17 protein-coding genes and 1 pseudogene are annotated in these 14,989 nt (G+C 61.3%); 13 read left to right on the plus strand and 5 right to left on the minus strand.

Translation table 11 applies throughout. The annotated features are described in order from the left end of the window. The first annotated feature begins 94 nt into the window (after nt 1–94). Together hpaH and QO231_RS04775 are read left to right on the plus strand one after the other, a co-directional pair. The gene (gene hpaH / locus QO231_RS04770; protein ID WP_316773810.1) at nt 95–895 is read left to right on the plus strand and encodes a 2-oxo-hept-4-ene-1,7-dioate hydratase; all 801 of its coding nucleotides are present in this window, start codon (nt 95–97) and stop codon (nt 893–895) included. A 10-nt stretch (nt 896–905) separates the two neighbouring features. Beyond that, complete coding sequence (locus QO231_RS04775) at nt 906–1,679, plus strand: HpcH/HpaI aldolase family protein (RefSeq protein ID WP_316773812.1); 774 nt, start codon at nt 906–908, stop codon at nt 1,677–1,679. Here the strand turns inward: QO231_RS04775 and QO231_RS04780 are convergent. Further along, nucleotides 1,666–2,814, minus strand: coding sequence for a DUF3095 domain-containing protein (locus QO231_RS04780; RefSeq protein WP_316773814.1), 1,149 nt, complete (start codon nt 2,812–2,814; stop codon nt 1,666–1,668). The genes QO231_RS04775 and QO231_RS04780 overlap by 14 nt on opposite strands. 120 nt (nt 2,815–2,934) lie before the next feature. Here QO231_RS04780 and QO231_RS04785 point away from each other — a divergent pair, with 120 nt between their 5' ends. From QO231_RS04785 to QO231_RS04795, 3 genes are all read left to right on the plus strand, one after another. Beyond that, entirely contained in the window at nt 2,935–4,107 is a 1,173-nt protein-coding gene (locus tag QO231_RS04785; protein WP_316773817.1) for an MFS transporter, read from the plus strand. Nucleotides 4,108–4,190: 83 nt separating this feature from the next. Beyond that, a complete protein-coding gene (locus QO231_RS04790; RefSeq protein WP_316773819.1) occupies nt 4,191–5,213 on the plus strand; it encodes an aspartate-semialdehyde dehydrogenase in 1,023 nt (340 codons plus the stop codon). An 85-nt stretch (nt 5,214–5,298) separates the two neighbouring features. Next, on the plus strand, nt 5,299–6,096 hold the full coding sequence (locus tag QO231_RS04795; RefSeq protein WP_316773821.1) for an alpha/beta fold hydrolase: 798 nt from the start codon (nt 5,299–5,301) through the stop codon (nt 6,094–6,096). Here the strand turns inward: QO231_RS04795 and QO231_RS04800 are convergent. Continuing rightward, a complete protein-coding gene (locus QO231_RS04800) occupies nt 6,093–6,743 on the minus strand; it encodes a carbonic anhydrase (RefSeq protein WP_316773823.1) in 651 nt (216 codons plus the stop codon). The two genes, QO231_RS04795 and QO231_RS04800, sit on opposite strands and share 4 nt — an antisense overlap. Nucleotides 6,744–6,935: 192 nt before the next feature. On the opposite strand from QO231_RS04800, the gene QO231_RS04805 reads away from it, so the two are divergent. From QO231_RS04805 to QO231_RS04815, 3 genes are all read left to right on the plus strand, one after another. Continuing rightward, nucleotides 6,936–7,298: a hypothetical protein gene (locus QO231_RS04805; protein WP_316773825.1), complete on the plus strand. Its 363-nt coding sequence runs from the start codon at nt 6,936–6,938 to the stop codon at nt 7,296–7,298. 65 nt (nt 7,299–7,363) lie between these two features. Continuing rightward, nucleotides 7,364–8,746 carry a leucyl aminopeptidase family protein gene (locus tag QO231_RS04810; RefSeq protein ID WP_316773827.1) on the plus strand — a complete coding sequence of 461 codons (1,383 nt, stop codon included), beginning with the start codon at nt 7,364–7,366 and terminating at the stop codon, nt 8,744–8,746. Then, complete coding sequence (locus QO231_RS04815; RefSeq protein ID WP_316773829.1) at nt 8,743–9,567, plus strand: C40 family peptidase; 825 nt, start codon at nt 8,743–8,745, stop codon at nt 9,565–9,567. The genes QO231_RS04810 and QO231_RS04815 overlap by 4 nt, the downstream gene beginning before the upstream one ends. Before the next feature lie 9 nt (nt 9,568–9,576). On the opposite strand, the gene QO231_RS04820 is transcribed toward QO231_RS04815, so the two are convergent. Further along, nucleotides 9,577–9,921 carry a DUF2794 domain-containing protein gene (locus QO231_RS04820; RefSeq protein ID WP_316773831.1) on the minus strand — a complete coding sequence of 115 codons (345 nt, stop codon included), beginning with the start codon at nt 9,919–9,921 and terminating at the stop codon, nt 9,577–9,579. Nucleotides 9,922–10,277: 356 nt separating this feature from the next. On the opposite strand from QO231_RS04820, the gene paaI reads away from it, so the two are divergent. From paaI to QO231_RS04840, 4 genes are all read left to right on the plus strand, one after another. Further along, complete coding sequence (gene paaI, locus QO231_RS04825; protein ID WP_316773832.1) at nt 10,278–10,709, plus strand: hydroxyphenylacetyl-CoA thioesterase PaaI; 432 nt, start codon at nt 10,278–10,280, stop codon at nt 10,707–10,709. After that, the gene (gene pcaF / locus QO231_RS04830) at nt 10,706–11,899 is read left to right on the plus strand and encodes a 3-oxoadipyl-CoA thiolase (protein WP_316773834.1); all 1,194 of its coding nucleotides are present in this window, start codon (nt 10,706–10,708) and stop codon (nt 11,897–11,899) included. Before paaI ends, pcaF begins: the two co-directional genes overlap by 4 nt. Beyond that, nucleotides 11,899–12,468 (plus strand): TetR/AcrR family transcriptional regulator, encoded by a 570-nt coding sequence (locus QO231_RS04835; protein WP_316773836.1) that lies wholly within the window; start codon nt 11,899–11,901, stop codon nt 12,466–12,468. Before pcaF ends, QO231_RS04835 begins: the two co-directional genes overlap by 1 nt. Before the next feature lie 89 nt (nt 12,469–12,557). Next, nucleotides 12,558–13,025: a c-type cytochrome gene (locus QO231_RS04840; protein ID WP_316773838.1), complete on the plus strand. Its 468-nt coding sequence runs from the start codon at nt 12,558–12,560 to the stop codon at nt 13,023–13,025. Between the two features lie 18 nt (nt 13,026–13,043). Here QO231_RS04840 and QO231_RS04845 read toward each other — a convergent pair whose 3' ends face one another. Beyond that, the gene (locus tag QO231_RS04845) at nt 13,044–13,331 is read right to left on the minus strand and encodes an I78 family peptidase inhibitor (RefSeq protein WP_316773839.1); all 288 of its coding nucleotides are present in this window, start codon (nt 13,329–13,331) and stop codon (nt 13,044–13,046) included. Nucleotides 13,332–13,407: 76 nt separating this feature from the next. Then, a complete protein-coding gene (locus QO231_RS04850) occupies nt 13,408–14,670 on the minus strand; it encodes a DUF1963 domain-containing protein (RefSeq protein ID WP_316773841.1) in 1,263 nt (420 codons plus the stop codon). Between the two features lie 198 nt (nt 14,671–14,868). Here QO231_RS04850 and QO231_RS04855 point away from each other — a divergent pair. Next, nucleotides 14,869–14,989, plus strand: a pseudogene (locus tag QO231_RS04855) (S-(hydroxymethyl)glutathione dehydrogenase); the annotation flags it as partial.

The raw sequence follows: 14,989 nt of genomic DNA on the forward strand, positions 1-14,989 counted from the left end.
GACAATTCAGAGTGCGCGCTCTGTTGTGGTGTCAGCACCGGTGCGCAACCGGCCCCGCCGCACTTTCTGATATGATCATGGTCCAGGACACAGAATGACACCCCAAGAGATCACCCAAGCCGCCAATGACCTGTCAATCGCCGATCGGACGGGCGAACAGATCGGTCTGTTGTCGTTGCGTTTTCCGGGCATGACGCTCGATGATGCCTACGCCGTGCAGGCGGCGCTGATCGCCGCGAAATATGCCGAAGGGCGGCACAAGATTGGCTGGAAAATCGGCCTGACGAGCCGCGCCATGCAGCAGGCGCTGAACATTACAACGCCCGACAGCGGCGTCCTGCTGGACGATATGCTGTTTCAAACCGGCGATCAGGTGGCCAAGGGTCGGTTCATTCAGCCTCGGATCGAGGCGGAAATCGCCTTTGTCATGACGGCCCCGCTTGATGGCACGAAATGCACGCGCGCGGATGTGATCGCGGCAACCGGCCATGTTTCGCCGGCCCTCGAAATCCTTGATACCCGCGTGCTGCGCGCCGATCCGGAAACCGGTCAGCCGCGCGTTATCACCGATACGATATCCGACAATGCCGCGAACGCGGGGATCGTTCTTGGGGCCGAACAACACGCGGTCGATGCCCATGACCTGCGATGGGTCGGGGCCATAGTTAGCCGCGATGAGGTGGTCGAGGAAACCGGGCTGGGGGCTGGCGTGCTGAACGATCCGGTCACATCCGTCCTGTGGCTGGCCCGACGGCTCGCCGAACATGGACAATCCATCGACGCCGGAGATATCGTTCTGTCCGGGTCATTCATCCGCCCGCTCGAAGCCCCGCCGGGGTCTGACATTCATGCCGATTTCGGCCCGTTCGGGCCGGTCCGGATCACATTCGACTAGAGGACTTCCCATGCCCGCACCAACAAACACACTCAAACAACGCTTTCAGGCCGGGGACACCACATTCGGCTGCTGGCTCAGCTTTGCCGAGGCCGCGTCGACCGAAGTGATGGGCACTGCCGGGTTTGACTGGCTGGTGATCGACAGCGAACATGCGCCCAACGACATACGCTCGATCCGGGATCAGCTTATGGCGTTGCAAAGCAGTCCTTCTCCGGCAATCGTGCGCGTCCCCGTGGGCGAGCCGTGGATCATCAAGCAGGTGCTGGATGTTGGCGCACAATCGATCCTGGTGCCGATGGTGGAAAGCGGTGAACAGGCCGCGCAGATGGTGCGTGCCTGCACCTATCCGCCCACAGGGATGCGTGGCGTCGGAGCCACCAGCACCCGGTCTTCGAGGTTCTCGACCATCGAGGATTATCTGCACACCGCCGATGACCAGATCGCCCTGATCCTGCAGGTCGAGAGCCGCGCGGGACTGGCGGCGCTGGACGACATACTTGCGGTGGGCGGCGTTGATTGCGTCTTTATCGGCCCCGCCGATCTGGCCGCGGATATGGGCCATCGCGGCAATCCCGGACACCCCGAGGTTCACGGCGCCATCGTTGACACGCTGGGCCGGATCGCCGCCGCAGGCAAGGTGCCCGGCATCCTGTCGCTCTCTGACGAGGTGGCCGAAAGCTATGTGGCCGCCGGAGCCCGGTTCGTCGCCGTGGCAATCGATGTCATCACCCTGTCCAAAGCGGCGCAAGCGACCGCGAAACGCTGGATCAACCCGTCTTAGATTTCATCTGTGCGGCGGCCCTGGCGTATCCACCCGACGCGCCGTCGACCAGGTGGATATGGTCGTCCTGATGAATGGATGGCACAAAACAGGTGATCATTGCCGCATCCTGTTCAACAAGGCCAAATCGCAGGATGCCGTCCGCCTGGGCGGTTTCCAGAACGGCCCTGATCTGCCGTTGGGTCTCGGCATCACAGTCCAAGGTCATTTTCAGCCCGTCATCAAATTTGCGGAAATCGGCATTTGTGCTGACCATCGCCTTGTAATGCGCCGGCTCAAAGTCTCCGGTCTTTAGTCCCGCCTTGAAAAAGACCCAGGCGATCAGGTTCCCGACCACCAGTTCCAGCCTGCGCCGAAAGAGCGAGGCCTTGCCCCGCGACACATGAGCTTCAAGGTTCAACCCCGGAGGCGGAAACTGCAGGCCGGGACCCTCCGGTGGCAGCGGGTGCCCGCTTCGGCTCAGCCGCTGGGCCAGTTGCACGATCTCATGCGTCACCCTGTCGAATTCCGCACCCGAACGACCGGGCACGGGCCTTACCACGACCGAGAGAATGCTGCCGTTTTTGGCGGCTGCATTGCTCCAGCGGCAAGACAGGCCTTCCAGATCCGGAACAGCGCCAGCAGGCGCCGCCGGCAGGGCGTTCTCGCCAGCCTTCATCTTTGCCTCGGCCCAGGACACGCCACCGCCGCTGAACATTGCATAGTCGATCTCGCCGGACGCCTGATAGCGGGCGACCGAGACATCGAACCCGGCGGCGCGCACATCGGCAACCGACACTTGTGCGATGCGCAGGGAAACGCCGAATTCCTCATCCGCCCACCGCTTCAGCACACCCAATATGCGCGCCGACTCGGCCCTGCGCGCCGGGTCCACCGCGAGCGTGGCACCATCACCACCAAAGACATAGGGAAAGGCCTGCCCACCACTGGCATTGATATGCGCCGAGATCACCGCCGCGCCGATCATGTTGACCAGTTTGTATTTACCGTCGGTGATCAGCTCTGTCGAGCCGACGATGTCCGCCGTCGCGATCATCCAGTCATCTGGAATGGGCGTATAGCTGGCAGGGTCGGTGAGTGCTTCAAACCGCGCAATGCGCGGCAGTTCCTCGTAAAATCCGGTGTTCTTACTCATCCTGTAGTCGCTCGCCCTTGTAGATGCCCAATATGTGGGTATGACCGGCCGCATGTCTATGGCGGTTGCACATGGTTCACGCGCATGTCACCCAAGCGCTGAACTGGGATGGGGAATGACATGCAAGCCGGTTTGATTGTCCTATGTCTCGCATATGTGCTGAGCCAGTTTTTTCGCGCCTTTCTTGCGGTCCTGACCTCTGTGCTGGCCCGCGACACCGGTGCGGCAGCCGACGATCTGGCGGCGGCCTCGGGCCTGTGGTTTCTCACGTTCGCGGCAATGCAGCTGCCGGTAGGATGGGCGCTCGACCGGATCGGTCCGCGACGGACGGCAGCCAGCTTGCTGTTTCTCGGTGGCGGTGGCGGTGCCGCGCTGTTTGCGCTGGCGAGTTCGCCGTTCCATATCAAGATCGCGATGCTGCTGATCGGGGTGGGCTGCTCTCCGGTGCTGATGGCCTCTTACTATATTTTCGCGCGCGAATACCCACCTGCGCGGTTTGCCATTTTGGCGGCCCTCATGCTCGGGGTGGGATCGATCGGCAATCTGGTTGCCTCCTATCCGATGGCACTGGCGGTCGAGTTGATCGGCTGGCGCGGGTCACTGGCCGGGCTGTCGGCCATCTCCGTTGCCGTCGCCGCAGGCATTTACGTACTGGTTCGCGACCCGGCCGCGATATCCGGCGGCGTGAAAGGATCAGTGCTTGAATTGCTGAAACTGCCCGTGATGTGGGCGATCCTGCCGATGATGCTGGTCAACTATGCACCCGCCGCCGCGCTGCGCGGATTGTGGATCGGGCCCTATCTGAGTGATGTCTTCGGGCTTGGCACCGTGCAGGTGGGCCAGGCAACCCTTGTCATGGGGGTCGCGATGATTGCGGGCACGCTGAGCTATGGCCCGATGGACCGCCTGCTGAACACGCGTAAATGGGTGGTATTCTGCGGTAACTTTGGTGCCGCGATGGCACTCGGGCTGCTGGTGGCCGTGATCGACACAAACGTCGTGCTGTCGGTTGCCCTGATCGCGCTGATCGGTTTTCTGGGTGGATCCTTTCCGGTGATCATCGCTCACGGGCGCAGTTTCTTTCCGCCGCATCTCGTCGGGCGAGGTGTCACGTTGATGAATCTCTTCGGCATCGGCGGAGCCGGGCTTGCCCAATTCGCATCGGGCCGCATTCATGAACAGATGGCGCCGGATAGCGCGACACAGGCCTATGTGGCCATCTTCGGTTTTTTCGGCCTGATGTTGCTTGTTGGCACGCTTGCCTATCTGTTCAGCCGCGACAGCATGGACTGACCGGCCCCCCTTTTCCCCGGTTCGCTTTGCCGTTATGAGGCCGCAGCGGGCTTGTGTGTCGGCGCAAATTCTGGAGAAACAAGATGGGTTATCGTATCGTCGTCGTCGGCGCCACAGGCAATGTGGGCCGTGAAATGCTGAACATCCTGGCCGAGCGCCAGTTCCCGGTTGATGAGATTGTCGCGCTGGCAAGCCGCAAGTCGATGGGAAGCGAAGTGAGCTTTGGCGACAAGACCCTGAAAACAAAGGATCTGGACACGTTCGACTTTACCGGCTGGGACATGGCCCTGTTCGCCGTGGGGTCAGACGCGACCAAGATCTATGCGCCCAAGGCTGCCGCCGCAGGTTGCGTGGTGATCGATAACAGCTCGCTCTATCGGTATGACCCCGATGTGCCGCTGATCGTGCCCGAGGTGAATGCCGACGCGATCATGGGCTATTCCAAGAAGAACATCATCGCCAACCCCAACTGTTCCACCGCACAGATGGTTGTGGCCCTCAAACCCCTGCATGATCGTGCGCGGATCAAGCGGGTCGTGGTCAGCACCTATCAATCCGTGTCGGGTGCCGGCAAAGAAGGCATCGACGAACTGTGGGACCAGACCAAGAGCATCTATAACCCGGTCGATGACAAACCCGCGCGCAAGTTCACCAAGCAGATCGCCTTTAACGTGATCCCGCATATCGACGTGTTCATGGAAGACGGGTCGACCAAGGAAGAATGGAAGATGGTCGCCGAAACCAAAAAGATCGTCGATCCGTCGATCAAGGTCACCGCGACCTGTGTCCGGGTGCCGGTTTTTGTTGGCCACTCCGAGGCGGTGAACATCGAGTTCGAGGACCATCTCGACGAGGACGAGGCCCGCGAAATCCTGCGCGAGGCCCCCGGAATCATGGTGATCGACAAGCGCGAAGACGGCGGCTATGTCTCGCCGGTGGAATGCGTTGGCGACTATGCCACCTTCATCAGCCGCATTCGCCAGGACAGCACCATCGACAACGGTCTGAACCTTTGGTGCGTGTCTGACAACCTGCGCAAGGGAGCGGCGCTGAACGCGGTTCAGATCGCCGAGACGCTCGGTACGCGGGCGTTGAAAAAGGGCTGATGGCTTGGGGCGGCCCTGGTCGCCCCCAATGCTAGAGCCTATGCAAATGTGATATGCTATGCCCGGTTCATAGCTGGGGAACTCAATGCCACATGTCGATCTGAACGGCGCACATATGCACTACACCGACACCGGCGGCGATGGAGAGCACATCCTGTTTTCGCACGGGCTGCTGATGAGCGGAGAGATGTTTGAGGCACAGGTCGCGCATTTTCGCGACCGCTATCGCTGCATCACGTTCGACCACAGGGGGCAGGGCCGCAGCGGAGTAACCCCGGACGGTTATGATATCGACACGCTGACGGAAGATGCGGCGGCGCTGATCAAACATCTGGGGCTTGCGCCCTGCCATTTCGTCGGGCTGAGCATGGGGGGGTTCGTCGGCCTCCGATTGGCCGCGCGCAGCCCCGACCTGCTCAGGACGCTGACGCTGCTGGATACTTCCGCCGACCCTGAACCGGAAGAAAACGGGCCGCGCTACCGGATGCTGAACATCGTGGCCCGGTGGATCGGGCTATGGGCTGTCATTGGACGCGTCATGCCGATCATGTTCGGACAGACTTTCCTGAACGATGCCTCTCGTGCCAACGAACGAAAGAAATGGGCAAAGGCGATCGCCGGCAACAATCGTATCGGGATCACCCGCGCCGTCATCGGGGTGATCGAGCGTGATGGATGCACGGATCTCTTGGGCCAGATCGACATTCCGGTTGGAATCGGCGTCGGGGACGAGGACGTGGCGACCGTCATCGAGAAATCCGAACGCATGCACGCTGCGATCGACGGATCGGAGTTGGATGTATTCAGGGGTGCAGGGCACTCTTCCACGATTGAAACGCCAGATCAGGTAATTGACCTGATCGAGCGCACAATCTCACGTTAGACCTGCACGAATTCCCCGCTCTTGGACTCATAACATTCCAACCCGCCCTGGCCGATATCGGTCCACAGACCGTGCATGCTGAGCGTACCCGCAGCAACGGCATCGGCAACGAACGGGAAGGTCATCAGGTTTTCCAGCGATGTAATCACGGCTTGCTTCTCTAACTGCCCCGCTTGTTCTGCAGGGTCGGCGATATCCGCAACCAGATCGTATTTGGGCTTGAGTATATCCATCCAGCGACCGACAAAGCTCTCCTTAGCTTCCATCTGAGGCGCTTTGCCCTGACACATATCGATACATCCGGCGACGCCACCACATTGTGAATGGCCAAGCACGATCAGGTGGACCACCTTCAACGCCGTGACCGCGTATTCAACCGTGGCACTGGTGCCGTGGTGATCGCCATCGGGCTCGAAGGGCGGGACGAGATTGGCAATATTGCGGTGGATAAAGAATTCGCCTTGATCCGCACCAAAGATCGATGTGACGTGAACCCGGCTGTCGCAACAGGAAATGACCATGGCCCGTGGGCGCTGACCTTCTGTGGCAAGTTTACGGTACCAGCTGCGGTTCTCCGCATAGGATGTGGCTTTCCAGCCGTGATAACGCTGGACGAGATAGCCGGGCAAGGGTTTAGAAAGTTCCATTAGTCTGTCCTCGTTCCTGATTCCTGAGCAATGTGATGCCGTGTTCTGCCAATTAGTTACCCGGAATTCTAGCCAATTTCGAGCCATTCTTCACCTGTCGTCGAAACCTTTTGCAAACCTGTGTCCGCGAATGTGGCCGTGCCGTGGGGGCACGAAAACTTTGGGGTGAAGAAAGTGAACAGGATTGCAACTATGAATCCGGTCGAATCCGTCCGGCTGGATCGCGACCGTCTGAATGCGCTGTATGTGCAATTGGGCGAATCCGGCGCGGAGGATGTCGTCTGCCGCGCGATCGAGGAACTTGCCGTGCGTCTGGCGCATTGCGAGCGCTGTTGGCGGCAGGATCACATTGCCGAACTGCGCAAGAATGCGCGATCGCTGATCGCGATTTCCGAACAGATTGGCATGTGCGAAATCGCGCAGGTGGCGGCCGATGTGACGGCAACAATCGACAATGGCGATGATGTGGCCCGCGCGGCAACACTTTTCCGGCTTATCCGCCTTGGCGACCGCTCGCTGACTGCCGTGTGGAACCTGCGCGATCTTTCGCTCTGACAGGGCTTGCGGAGCGGCGCTGTGTGGCTAGGCTGGCGCGCAGTTTCATGACCGAAGAGTGCCAGATGCCCCATACCTTTGCCGAGGACGCCCAAGACGCGATCGACCTGCATGTCATAGACGCCCAATCTCTGGACGATTGGCTCGCTGCACAGGACGCGGTTGTCGTCGAATGGGTGCGGCAGAACGACTTTGCCGGAAATCTTGGCCAGACGCTGTTGGTTCCGGCCAATGGCGACCGGCATGTCATTGCACTGGCCGGGTATGGCACCGCGTCCAAACGCGCCCGCACGCACTTTCCGCTGGCCTCGGCCGCGACAAAATTACCCACCGGAACCTATCGCATCGCCTCGGGTCTGCCCGAGGAAATGGCCGAATCCGAGTGCCTCGGGTGGGTGCTGTCAGGGTACAGGTTTGATCGCTACAAGCAGAAATCCGACAAGACCGTATCGCTGGTTCCGCCAGACGGAGTGGACACCGCAAAGGTCACGATCATGGCCGAGGCGGAAACCATGATTCGCGATCTGGTCAACACGCCAACGTCGGACATGAGCCCCGAAGATCTCGCCGCCGCCGCCACCGCGCTGGCCGAGACACAGGGTGCAGAAATTTGCACGATTGTCGGCGACGACCTGCTTGCGCAGAACTTTCCGCTGATCCACACCGTCGGGCGCGCATCTGCCACGCCGCCGCGCCTGATCGACATGCGGTGGGGGCAACACGGTCCGAAACTGACACTGGTGGGAAAAGGTGTGTGCTTTGACACCGGCGGGCTGAACATGAAATCAAGCACCGGCATGAGCCTGATGAAAAAGGACATGGGCGGGGCCGCGCATGTGTTGGGCATCGCCCGGATGATCATGGCGATGAACCTGCCGGTGCAATTGAGGGTTCTGATTCCGGCAGTCGAAAACTCGGTTTCGAGCGCCTCGTTCCGCCCTGGTGATATCCTCAACTCGCGCAAGGGGCTCACTGTCGAAAACAACAACACCGATGCCGAGGGGCGCCTGGTTCTGGCGGATGCTTTGGCGCTGGCCTCCGAAGACAAGCCCGATCTCATCCTGTCGATGGCTACCTTGACCGGGGCCGCGCGGATTGCAGTGGGGTCCGACATTGTGCCGTTCTTTACCGATGACGATGATGATGCGCAGGCGCTCTCTGACGCGGGCGCACGCGTCGATGACCCCGTCTGGCGCCTGCCGTTTCACGAAGGCTATGAAGCCAAGATCGAGCCGGCGAACGCCGATCTCGACAATGCGCCTTCAGGCGGGTTCGCGGGGTCGATCACGGCGGCGCTCTTCTTGCGACGGTTCGTATCCAACGCCCGTTATGTGCATTTAGACATCTTCGCCTGGCAATCGGCCAATGCCCCGGCGCGTCCGCGCGGCGGTGTCGGCACGGGCGCTCGGGCGGTGTTTGACGCATTGCCGAGCCTGCTGAAGCTGTGAGTGATCCGCGCCTCACACCGGCCAACGACCGGGTCGCTGCGGCACATCTGACCGGCGTGGCTGCCGGCCTGTCCCGTGTTGCCGGCACGCCATGTCAGGTGGCGCGCCCTGTTGTCGATCTGCTGCACACACCCGATCGCGCGCGCGAGCGCCAGTTGCTTTGGGGCGAACGCGTGGACCTCTACGAGGACCGCGCCGGAACGAGCTTTGTGCAGGCCCAAAAGGATGGCTACGTCGGATATGTGGACAGCGCCGCCCTGCGTCCACCCGAGCCTGTCACCCATTGGGTCAGCGCCCCGGCCTGTCACCTGTACCAGGACGCAAACATCAAGTCGCCCGACCTCCATCTGCTGAGCTTTGGCAGCCTTGTTTGTGTTTTGGACGAAACCGATCGACTTGCCGAAACCCCTTCTGGGTTCATCCCGCGCACGCATCTGCGTCCGCTTGGCGACACGATGGACGATCCGGTCACGGTTGCAGAATTGTTTCTGGGCACACCTTACCTTTGGGGCGGCAACAGCCGTGCGGGAATCGATTGTTCCGGCCTCGTGCAGGCCGCGCTCCTCGCGTGTGGACAGGATTGCCCCGGTGACACCGATCAGCAGCAATCGGCCCTCGGGCGCGAGGCGGCGCAGGATGGCACCTGCAAACGCGGCGACCTGCTGTACTGGCGGGGTCACGTCGCGATGGTGGTGGATGCAGACAGGCTGATCCACGCCAACGGAACTCATATGTCCGTGGTATACGAACCTATCAAGGCCGCCATCGATCGGATCGAAAGACAGGGCCAGGGCCCGGTGATCGCGCATAAACGACTGTAATATCTGGCTTTATTCGACCACACGGATCAATTTCCGCTCCAGAGGCCGTAGCACGGTTTTCAGGTCGGACCCGCGTTTCAGAACCTGACCGTCCATGCCGACAACCGAATACACACCCTGCCGGTGACGCAGCTTGGGCCGCTTTTCGATGCGATAAAGCGGATATTCGGCGGTGCGCCGGAACACGGAAAACACCGCAAGATCGGCAAGGCAGGAGATCCCGTAGTCGCGCCACTCTCCGGCCGCCACCATCCGACCGTAAACGGACATGATCACGCCAAGCTCACGCCGGTCAAACGCCACCTGAACCGGTATCGGTCCTTGTGGAAACGTGCTGGGCGGCTGGATGGTCATAGCGTCAGCCTTGCCCTGTTCGCTTTGCAAATCAAGCCCTTTGCGTGCCACCAAAGTGTTTCGCGGCGGGCTGTGTCGCTTTTGGCAGCGGTGCGGCCTGTGTCTGCGCCATCGCTGTTCGGGTGTATTCAGTGGTGGATCAACTTCAGCCGTACCGCGGCAGGCAGGGCAATGGGATTCACCCGCGATTTCATGCCCGTTTCGCCCCGGATACCAATACCATGACTTGCCGATCTCAGAATTGCCGTTCCCCCTTGATGCCCGAATACGATGCGCGGGCTTGGGGGCGGAAATCAGCACTGTTGACCGCACGGTCAGCCTTATGCACGGTGTCGTTACCCACGGAGGAGGCAAGAATGACGCCACAGGAACGCGCCGAACGCAGCGCCGCAGCGATGTGGGCCAGCGATGCCGCCTCGCAATGGCTTGGCATGTCGCTGGACTCTATCGGCCCCGGCACGGCCACCATGTCGTTCACGGTACAGGATCACCATCTGAACGGCCATCAGATCTGTCACGGCGGGTATATCTTTACCCTCGCCGACAGCGCCTTCGCCTTTGCCTGCAACAGCTACAATCAGGTGACGGTGGCCCAGGAAAATTCCATCACCTACCTGGCACCGGGGCAACCCGGTGAACGGCTGACCGCCGACGCAATCGAATCCGCCCGCACCGGGCGTTCGGGCGTCTATGATGTGTCCGTGACCGGCGCGGATGGCCGCAAGGTCGCCCTGTTCCGTGGTTTGTCCCGGACCATCAAGGGCCAGAACTTTGAGGAGACACCATGACCCACGCGTTTCTTTGCAACGGGCTGCGTACGCCCATCGGCCGCTTTGGCGGTGCGCTGTCCGGCATCCGGCCCGACGATATGCTTGCCCATGTGCTGCGTGAGATTGTCGCGCCGCATGACGGGATCGAGGTCGACGAGGTGCTTGCCGGTTGCGCCAACCAGGCCGGTGAAGACAACCGCAATGTCGCCCGCATGGCGGCCCTGCTGGCCGGATTGCCCGATACGGTGCCCGGTGGCACGATCAATCGGCTCTGTGGGTCGGGGCTGGATGCCGTTGGCTCTGCCGCGCGGATGGTGAGGTGTGGCGAGGCCGATGTGGTCATCGCCTGCGGTGTTGAAAGCATGAGCCGCGCGCCCTTTGTCATGCCCAAGGCCGATGCTGCATTCTCGCGCAAGGCAGAAATCTATGACACCACCATCGGCTGGCGCTTTGTGAACCGTGAAATACACAGGCATTTCGGCACCGATTCCATGCCCGAAACCGCCGAGAACGTCGCCTCGGATTTCAATATCGAACGCGGGGCACAGGATGCCTTTGCCCTGCGCTCGCAAGATCGCGCGGCAGCCGCGATTGCCAGCGGACGGCTGGCGCGTGAGATCACGCCCATCAGCATCCCGCAACGCAAGGGCGATGCGAAAATCGTCGATACCGACGAGCACCCCCGCCAAACCACACTGGAAAAGCTTGCCGGCTTGCCGACCCCGTTTCGCACAGGTGGATCGGTCACGGCGGGCAACGCTTCGGGTGTGAATGATGGCGCTGCGGCGGTGCTCGTTGCGTCCGAGTCGGCGGTCGCGAAATACGGCCTGACTCCCCGCGCCCGAATTTCCGGAATGGCAACCGTCGGTGTCCCGCCCCGGATCATGGGTATCGGACCGGCACCGGCCACCGAGAAGTTGTTGGAACAGCACGCGCTGAAAATCGGCGCGATCGACACGATCGAATTGAACGAAGCCTTTGCCGCTCAGGGCCTCGCCGTGACCCGGCGTCTGGGCCTGCCAGATGATGCGGCCCATGTGAACCCGCATGGCGGCGCCATTGCCCTTGGTCACCCGCTGGGCATGTCCGGCACCCGGCTGGCTCTGACCGCCTCGATCACCATGGCCGACAATGATCTGGCCCGTGCAATCTGCACCATGTGCATCGGAGTCGGACAGGGCATCGCCCTCTTGCTAGAGAAGGCCTGATGCCGCGCGGAATAGCCAAAGATCACGACAAGAAGCGCGGCGCATTGCGACAGGGTGCGGCGCGATACTTTGCCGAAAACGGCTATGACCGCGCGTCAATGACCGGCGCGGCGCGGGAGTGTGGGGTCTCCAAGGCGCTGATCTATCACTATTACAATAGCAAGGAGGACCTGCTGTTTGACATCCTGCAGGCGCATCTGTCCGAACTGTCCGATAGTGTCCAAGTCGCCCGAAGCAACGGCTTGCCCGGCCTGATCCATGCCATTCTGGCCGCCTATGCCGATGCGGATGCCGAGCACAAACTGCAACTGGACGCGCTTGCCACCCTGCCGCCCGAAATGCGAAGGCCCCTGATTGATCTGCAAAGACGACTGATAACCATCATGTCCGATGCGCTTGCCGCCGAGAACCCGAAACTTCGCGGCGACCGGTTGCGCGCGGCCACCATGTCGGTCTTTGGCATCCTCAACTGGTTCTACATGTGGAACCGACCGGGAAAGGGGCTGAGTCGCGAGGACTATGCCGATCTGGCGACGGATTTCGTGCGCGGCGGGCTGGCGGCACTCTGAATTCAGGCACCGGCGTCGGGAGGCATTTCTTCATACATTGCGCCCTAGACTGTACGCGGCAGAAACAGCGAACAGGGACGAGGCGCAGAATGGGACCACCAGATCGCTTGCGGGGGGCAGGTCTATTCTTGATGCTGCTCCTGCTGACAACCGGCGTGCTCGCACAATCCGGTCAGATCAGCCAGGTGACGGATTCCGGTGTGCGCAATCGCATGGCAGCAATGAATGCAAACAATGCGGCGCTGACGGTACTGGGCGACATGATGGGTGGGCGCGCCGTCTTCGATCGCGCGCGCGCGCGGGATGCCCGGCGCAGGTTGATCGCAACCACGGGCCGCATTCCCGCCCTGTTCCGCAAAGCGCATGCTGACCCACTATCCAACGCACGGCCCGACATCTGGTCGAACTGGGGCGACTTCAAAGGGCTTGCCAAATCCGCGCAGCGGGCCGCCCGTGGGCTGGATAGCAATTCACTTCCACGACTGCGCAAGACGCTACCGCGCCTTGTGCATAGCTGTCTGGCCTGTCACCGCGCCTATCGCAAGGACATGCGCTGAACGTGGAGACGATCGCGCCTAACCGCACCAGACGCGGACGATGATTCCGTCCTCATCCAGATTAACATTCACACGATCAGTCCGGTAATCCTGCGTGACGGCGGAATCGGGTGCGATGATGCGCGACTGTTCCGGCAAGATCGCCTGTGCCGCATCCACGTCCTCGCCCACCAGCGCCAATTGCTCCTCTGTCAGGCAGCCCGTTTGCGCCGCCTCGCCTTCAGACTGCGCCAACCCCGCGGTTGCGGCACACATGGTTGCGATCAACGCCCCACGGAACATGCCAGAGTGAAACAGCTTTTGCATTGTGATCTCCCAATCGTGACAGGAAAACTCTGACACAGGCAGATCGCAAAGAGAACTCGCCAAATCGCGCCGTCAGTCAGGCAGCAACGCTTCCCCAGGCGCGGTCCAGCACGCCTTTCTCAAGATCCTCGGGGTCCACATAGATGCGCAGCGCGCGCCCTTCACCGAACATCCAGCCGAGCAGCTCGCTTGACGGGAGTTCCAGCAACACTTCCGCCTCGCCCGTTTGAACAGGCGTCAGGAATCCATCCGACCCGATACACCCGGTTTCATGGCGCGCGTTGTGCGCCCAGAACGGCTCGAACAAGGCGCGCTGGTCGGCTGGCAAACACTCAGGATTCTCCGCATAAATTTCACGGCAATGACGCTCAAACGGCGCGAAATAGGCCTGCGCAGCGCAGCGATGCCGCGACAGTGGCAACAGGTGCGCAATGGATGCACCGTCAACCGAAGGCCGATCCGGCAGAGTCAGCGCACAAAGCCCGTGCTGCAGCGTGTTCCGGGTTTCCTCATCGAAAGCCTGCCCTTCCGTTCGGGCCTGTTCGAGTGTCGCCTGCAATTCTGCGAGTCCCTCCGAGGTTCGCCGAAGGTGGGTGCGCTCTGCATCGCAGACAGTTGTCCCAAATCGCTTGGAGCAGGCCACGATCAGCGTGTCCATGCGCCCCAGCAGCATCTCGGCGCTGGTCCAGTCAAAGGGCTGGTATCCCGGGCTGGTCAGGTCTACCTCGTGCAAGATGCTCCAATTCGGCTCGGTGCGATCATCACCATTGCCAGGCAGGTCATCCGGTTCAGCAGTTTGCACCAGCAGCGGCCAACGAGGACGCAAATCCTGCCCAACCGGCGGCAAACACGGCGTCAACGTCCCCTCGACATGGAGAACCCGAACCGGCAGATCGCCGCCCTCGTGCGAAACCGCGCGAAAAAACACCATCGAACCGCGTCGCGGACCGGCACCCCGCCAAAGCGCGTCCGGCAACGCGGTGCAATCGATCTGAGCCAGAAACTGGGCCGGTCGACCTGCGATCACCGGCCATGCCGCACCCTTGGTCAGCTTGGGAAGGCCACCCAGCCAGCTGCGGCAATCCGCATCAGAAGACCCTGGAAGCAGCGGAAGCAAACGTGCGCGCGACGGCAGCGGACTCTGTGTCGTGGTCCGGTTGGCGAGGTCCTTCTCGGCTGTTTCGCGATGAGTATCCGCCGACGTGGTCCCGATCATCGCCGATCGTCCCAGACCCAAGCCGACCACCGCAACCGCCAACAGCATCGGTCCGAGTGAGGCGCCCACAAATTCGTCGGATCGCCCCAGAACCAATATCGCAGCGGCTCCAAGACAGGCCATCCCGAAACCGCCAATTCTAAATCTCAACCAAACCATAATTCACCACCCAACTTGATACCCGCCCAGCAGACCCGCCCAATGGGGCGTAAGTTTGACGCCGATGCGGAAATCAAAGGACGCGCCTGGCCGCATCGGGCTTGCACTGGCTCTCAAGTTGCATCACGCTTTGGATGAAACCGATTTGCCGGAGGATGATTGATGCGAACGCGAGCTGCGGTGGCGATGGAGGCTGGGAAGCCGCTGGAAGTTATGGAGGTTAATCTCGAAGGGCCGCGAGCCGGCGAGGTACTGGTCGAGGTCAAGGCCACCGGGCTGTGTC

The organism is Sedimentitalea todarodis, assembly GCF_032595355.1.
Taxonomy (GTDB): domain Bacteria; phylum Pseudomonadota; class Alphaproteobacteria; order Rhodobacterales; family Rhodobacteraceae; genus Sedimentitalea; species Sedimentitalea todarodis.

What these genes read in the sequence shown, in the direction of transcription:
- QO231_RS04845 (WP_316773839.1), bottom strand. Translation starts at nt 13,331, where the DNA reads ATGCAAAAGCTGTTTCACTCTGGCATGTTCCGTGGGGCGTTGATCGCA.
- hpaH (WP_316773810.1), top strand. Translation starts at nt 95, where the DNA reads ATGACACCCCAAGAGATCACCCAAGCCGCCAATGACCTGTCAATCGCC.
- QO231_RS04840 (WP_316773838.1), top strand. Translation starts at nt 12,558, where the DNA reads ATGGGACCACCAGATCGCTTGCGGGGGGCAGGTCTATTCTTGATGCTG.
- QO231_RS04775 (WP_316773812.1), top strand. Translation starts at nt 906, where the DNA reads ATGCCCGCACCAACAAACACACTCAAACAACGCTTTCAGGCCGGGGAC.
- QO231_RS04850 (WP_316773841.1), bottom strand. Translation starts at nt 14,670, where the DNA reads ATGGCCTGTCTTGGAGCCGCTGCGATATTGGTTCTGGGGCGATCCGAC.
- QO231_RS04780 (WP_316773814.1), bottom strand. Translation starts at nt 2,814, where the DNA reads ATGAGTAAGAACACCGGATTTTACGAGGAACTGCCGCGCATTGCGCGG.
- QO231_RS04795 (WP_316773821.1), top strand. Translation starts at nt 5,299, where the DNA reads ATGCCACATGTCGATCTGAACGGCGCACATATGCACTACACCGACACC.
- QO231_RS04785 (WP_316773817.1), top strand. Translation starts at nt 2,935, where the DNA reads ATGCAAGCCGGTTTGATTGTCCTATGTCTCGCATATGTGCTGAGCCAG.
- pcaF (WP_316773834.1), top strand. Translation starts at nt 10,706, where the DNA reads ATGACCCACGCGTTTCTTTGCAACGGGCTGCGTACGCCCATCGGCCGC.
- QO231_RS04810 (WP_316773827.1), top strand. Translation starts at nt 7,364, where the DNA reads ATGCCCCATACCTTTGCCGAGGACGCCCAAGACGCGATCGACCTGCAT.
- paaI (WP_316773832.1), top strand. Translation starts at nt 10,278, where the DNA reads ATGACGCCACAGGAACGCGCCGAACGCAGCGCCGCAGCGATGTGGGCC.
- QO231_RS04800 (WP_316773823.1), bottom strand. Translation starts at nt 6,743, where the DNA reads ATGGAACTTTCTAAACCCTTGCCCGGCTATCTCGTCCAGCGTTATCAC.
- QO231_RS04805 (WP_316773825.1), top strand. Translation starts at nt 6,936, where the DNA reads ATGAATCCGGTCGAATCCGTCCGGCTGGATCGCGACCGTCTGAATGCG.
- QO231_RS04820 (WP_316773831.1), bottom strand. Translation starts at nt 9,921, where the DNA reads ATGACCATCCAGCCGCCCAGCACGTTTCCACAAGGACCGATACCGGTT.
- QO231_RS04835 (WP_316773836.1), top strand. Translation starts at nt 11,899, where the DNA reads ATGCCGCGCGGAATAGCCAAAGATCACGACAAGAAGCGCGGCGCATTG.
- QO231_RS04790 (WP_316773819.1), top strand. Translation starts at nt 4,191, where the DNA reads ATGGGTTATCGTATCGTCGTCGTCGGCGCCACAGGCAATGTGGGCCGT.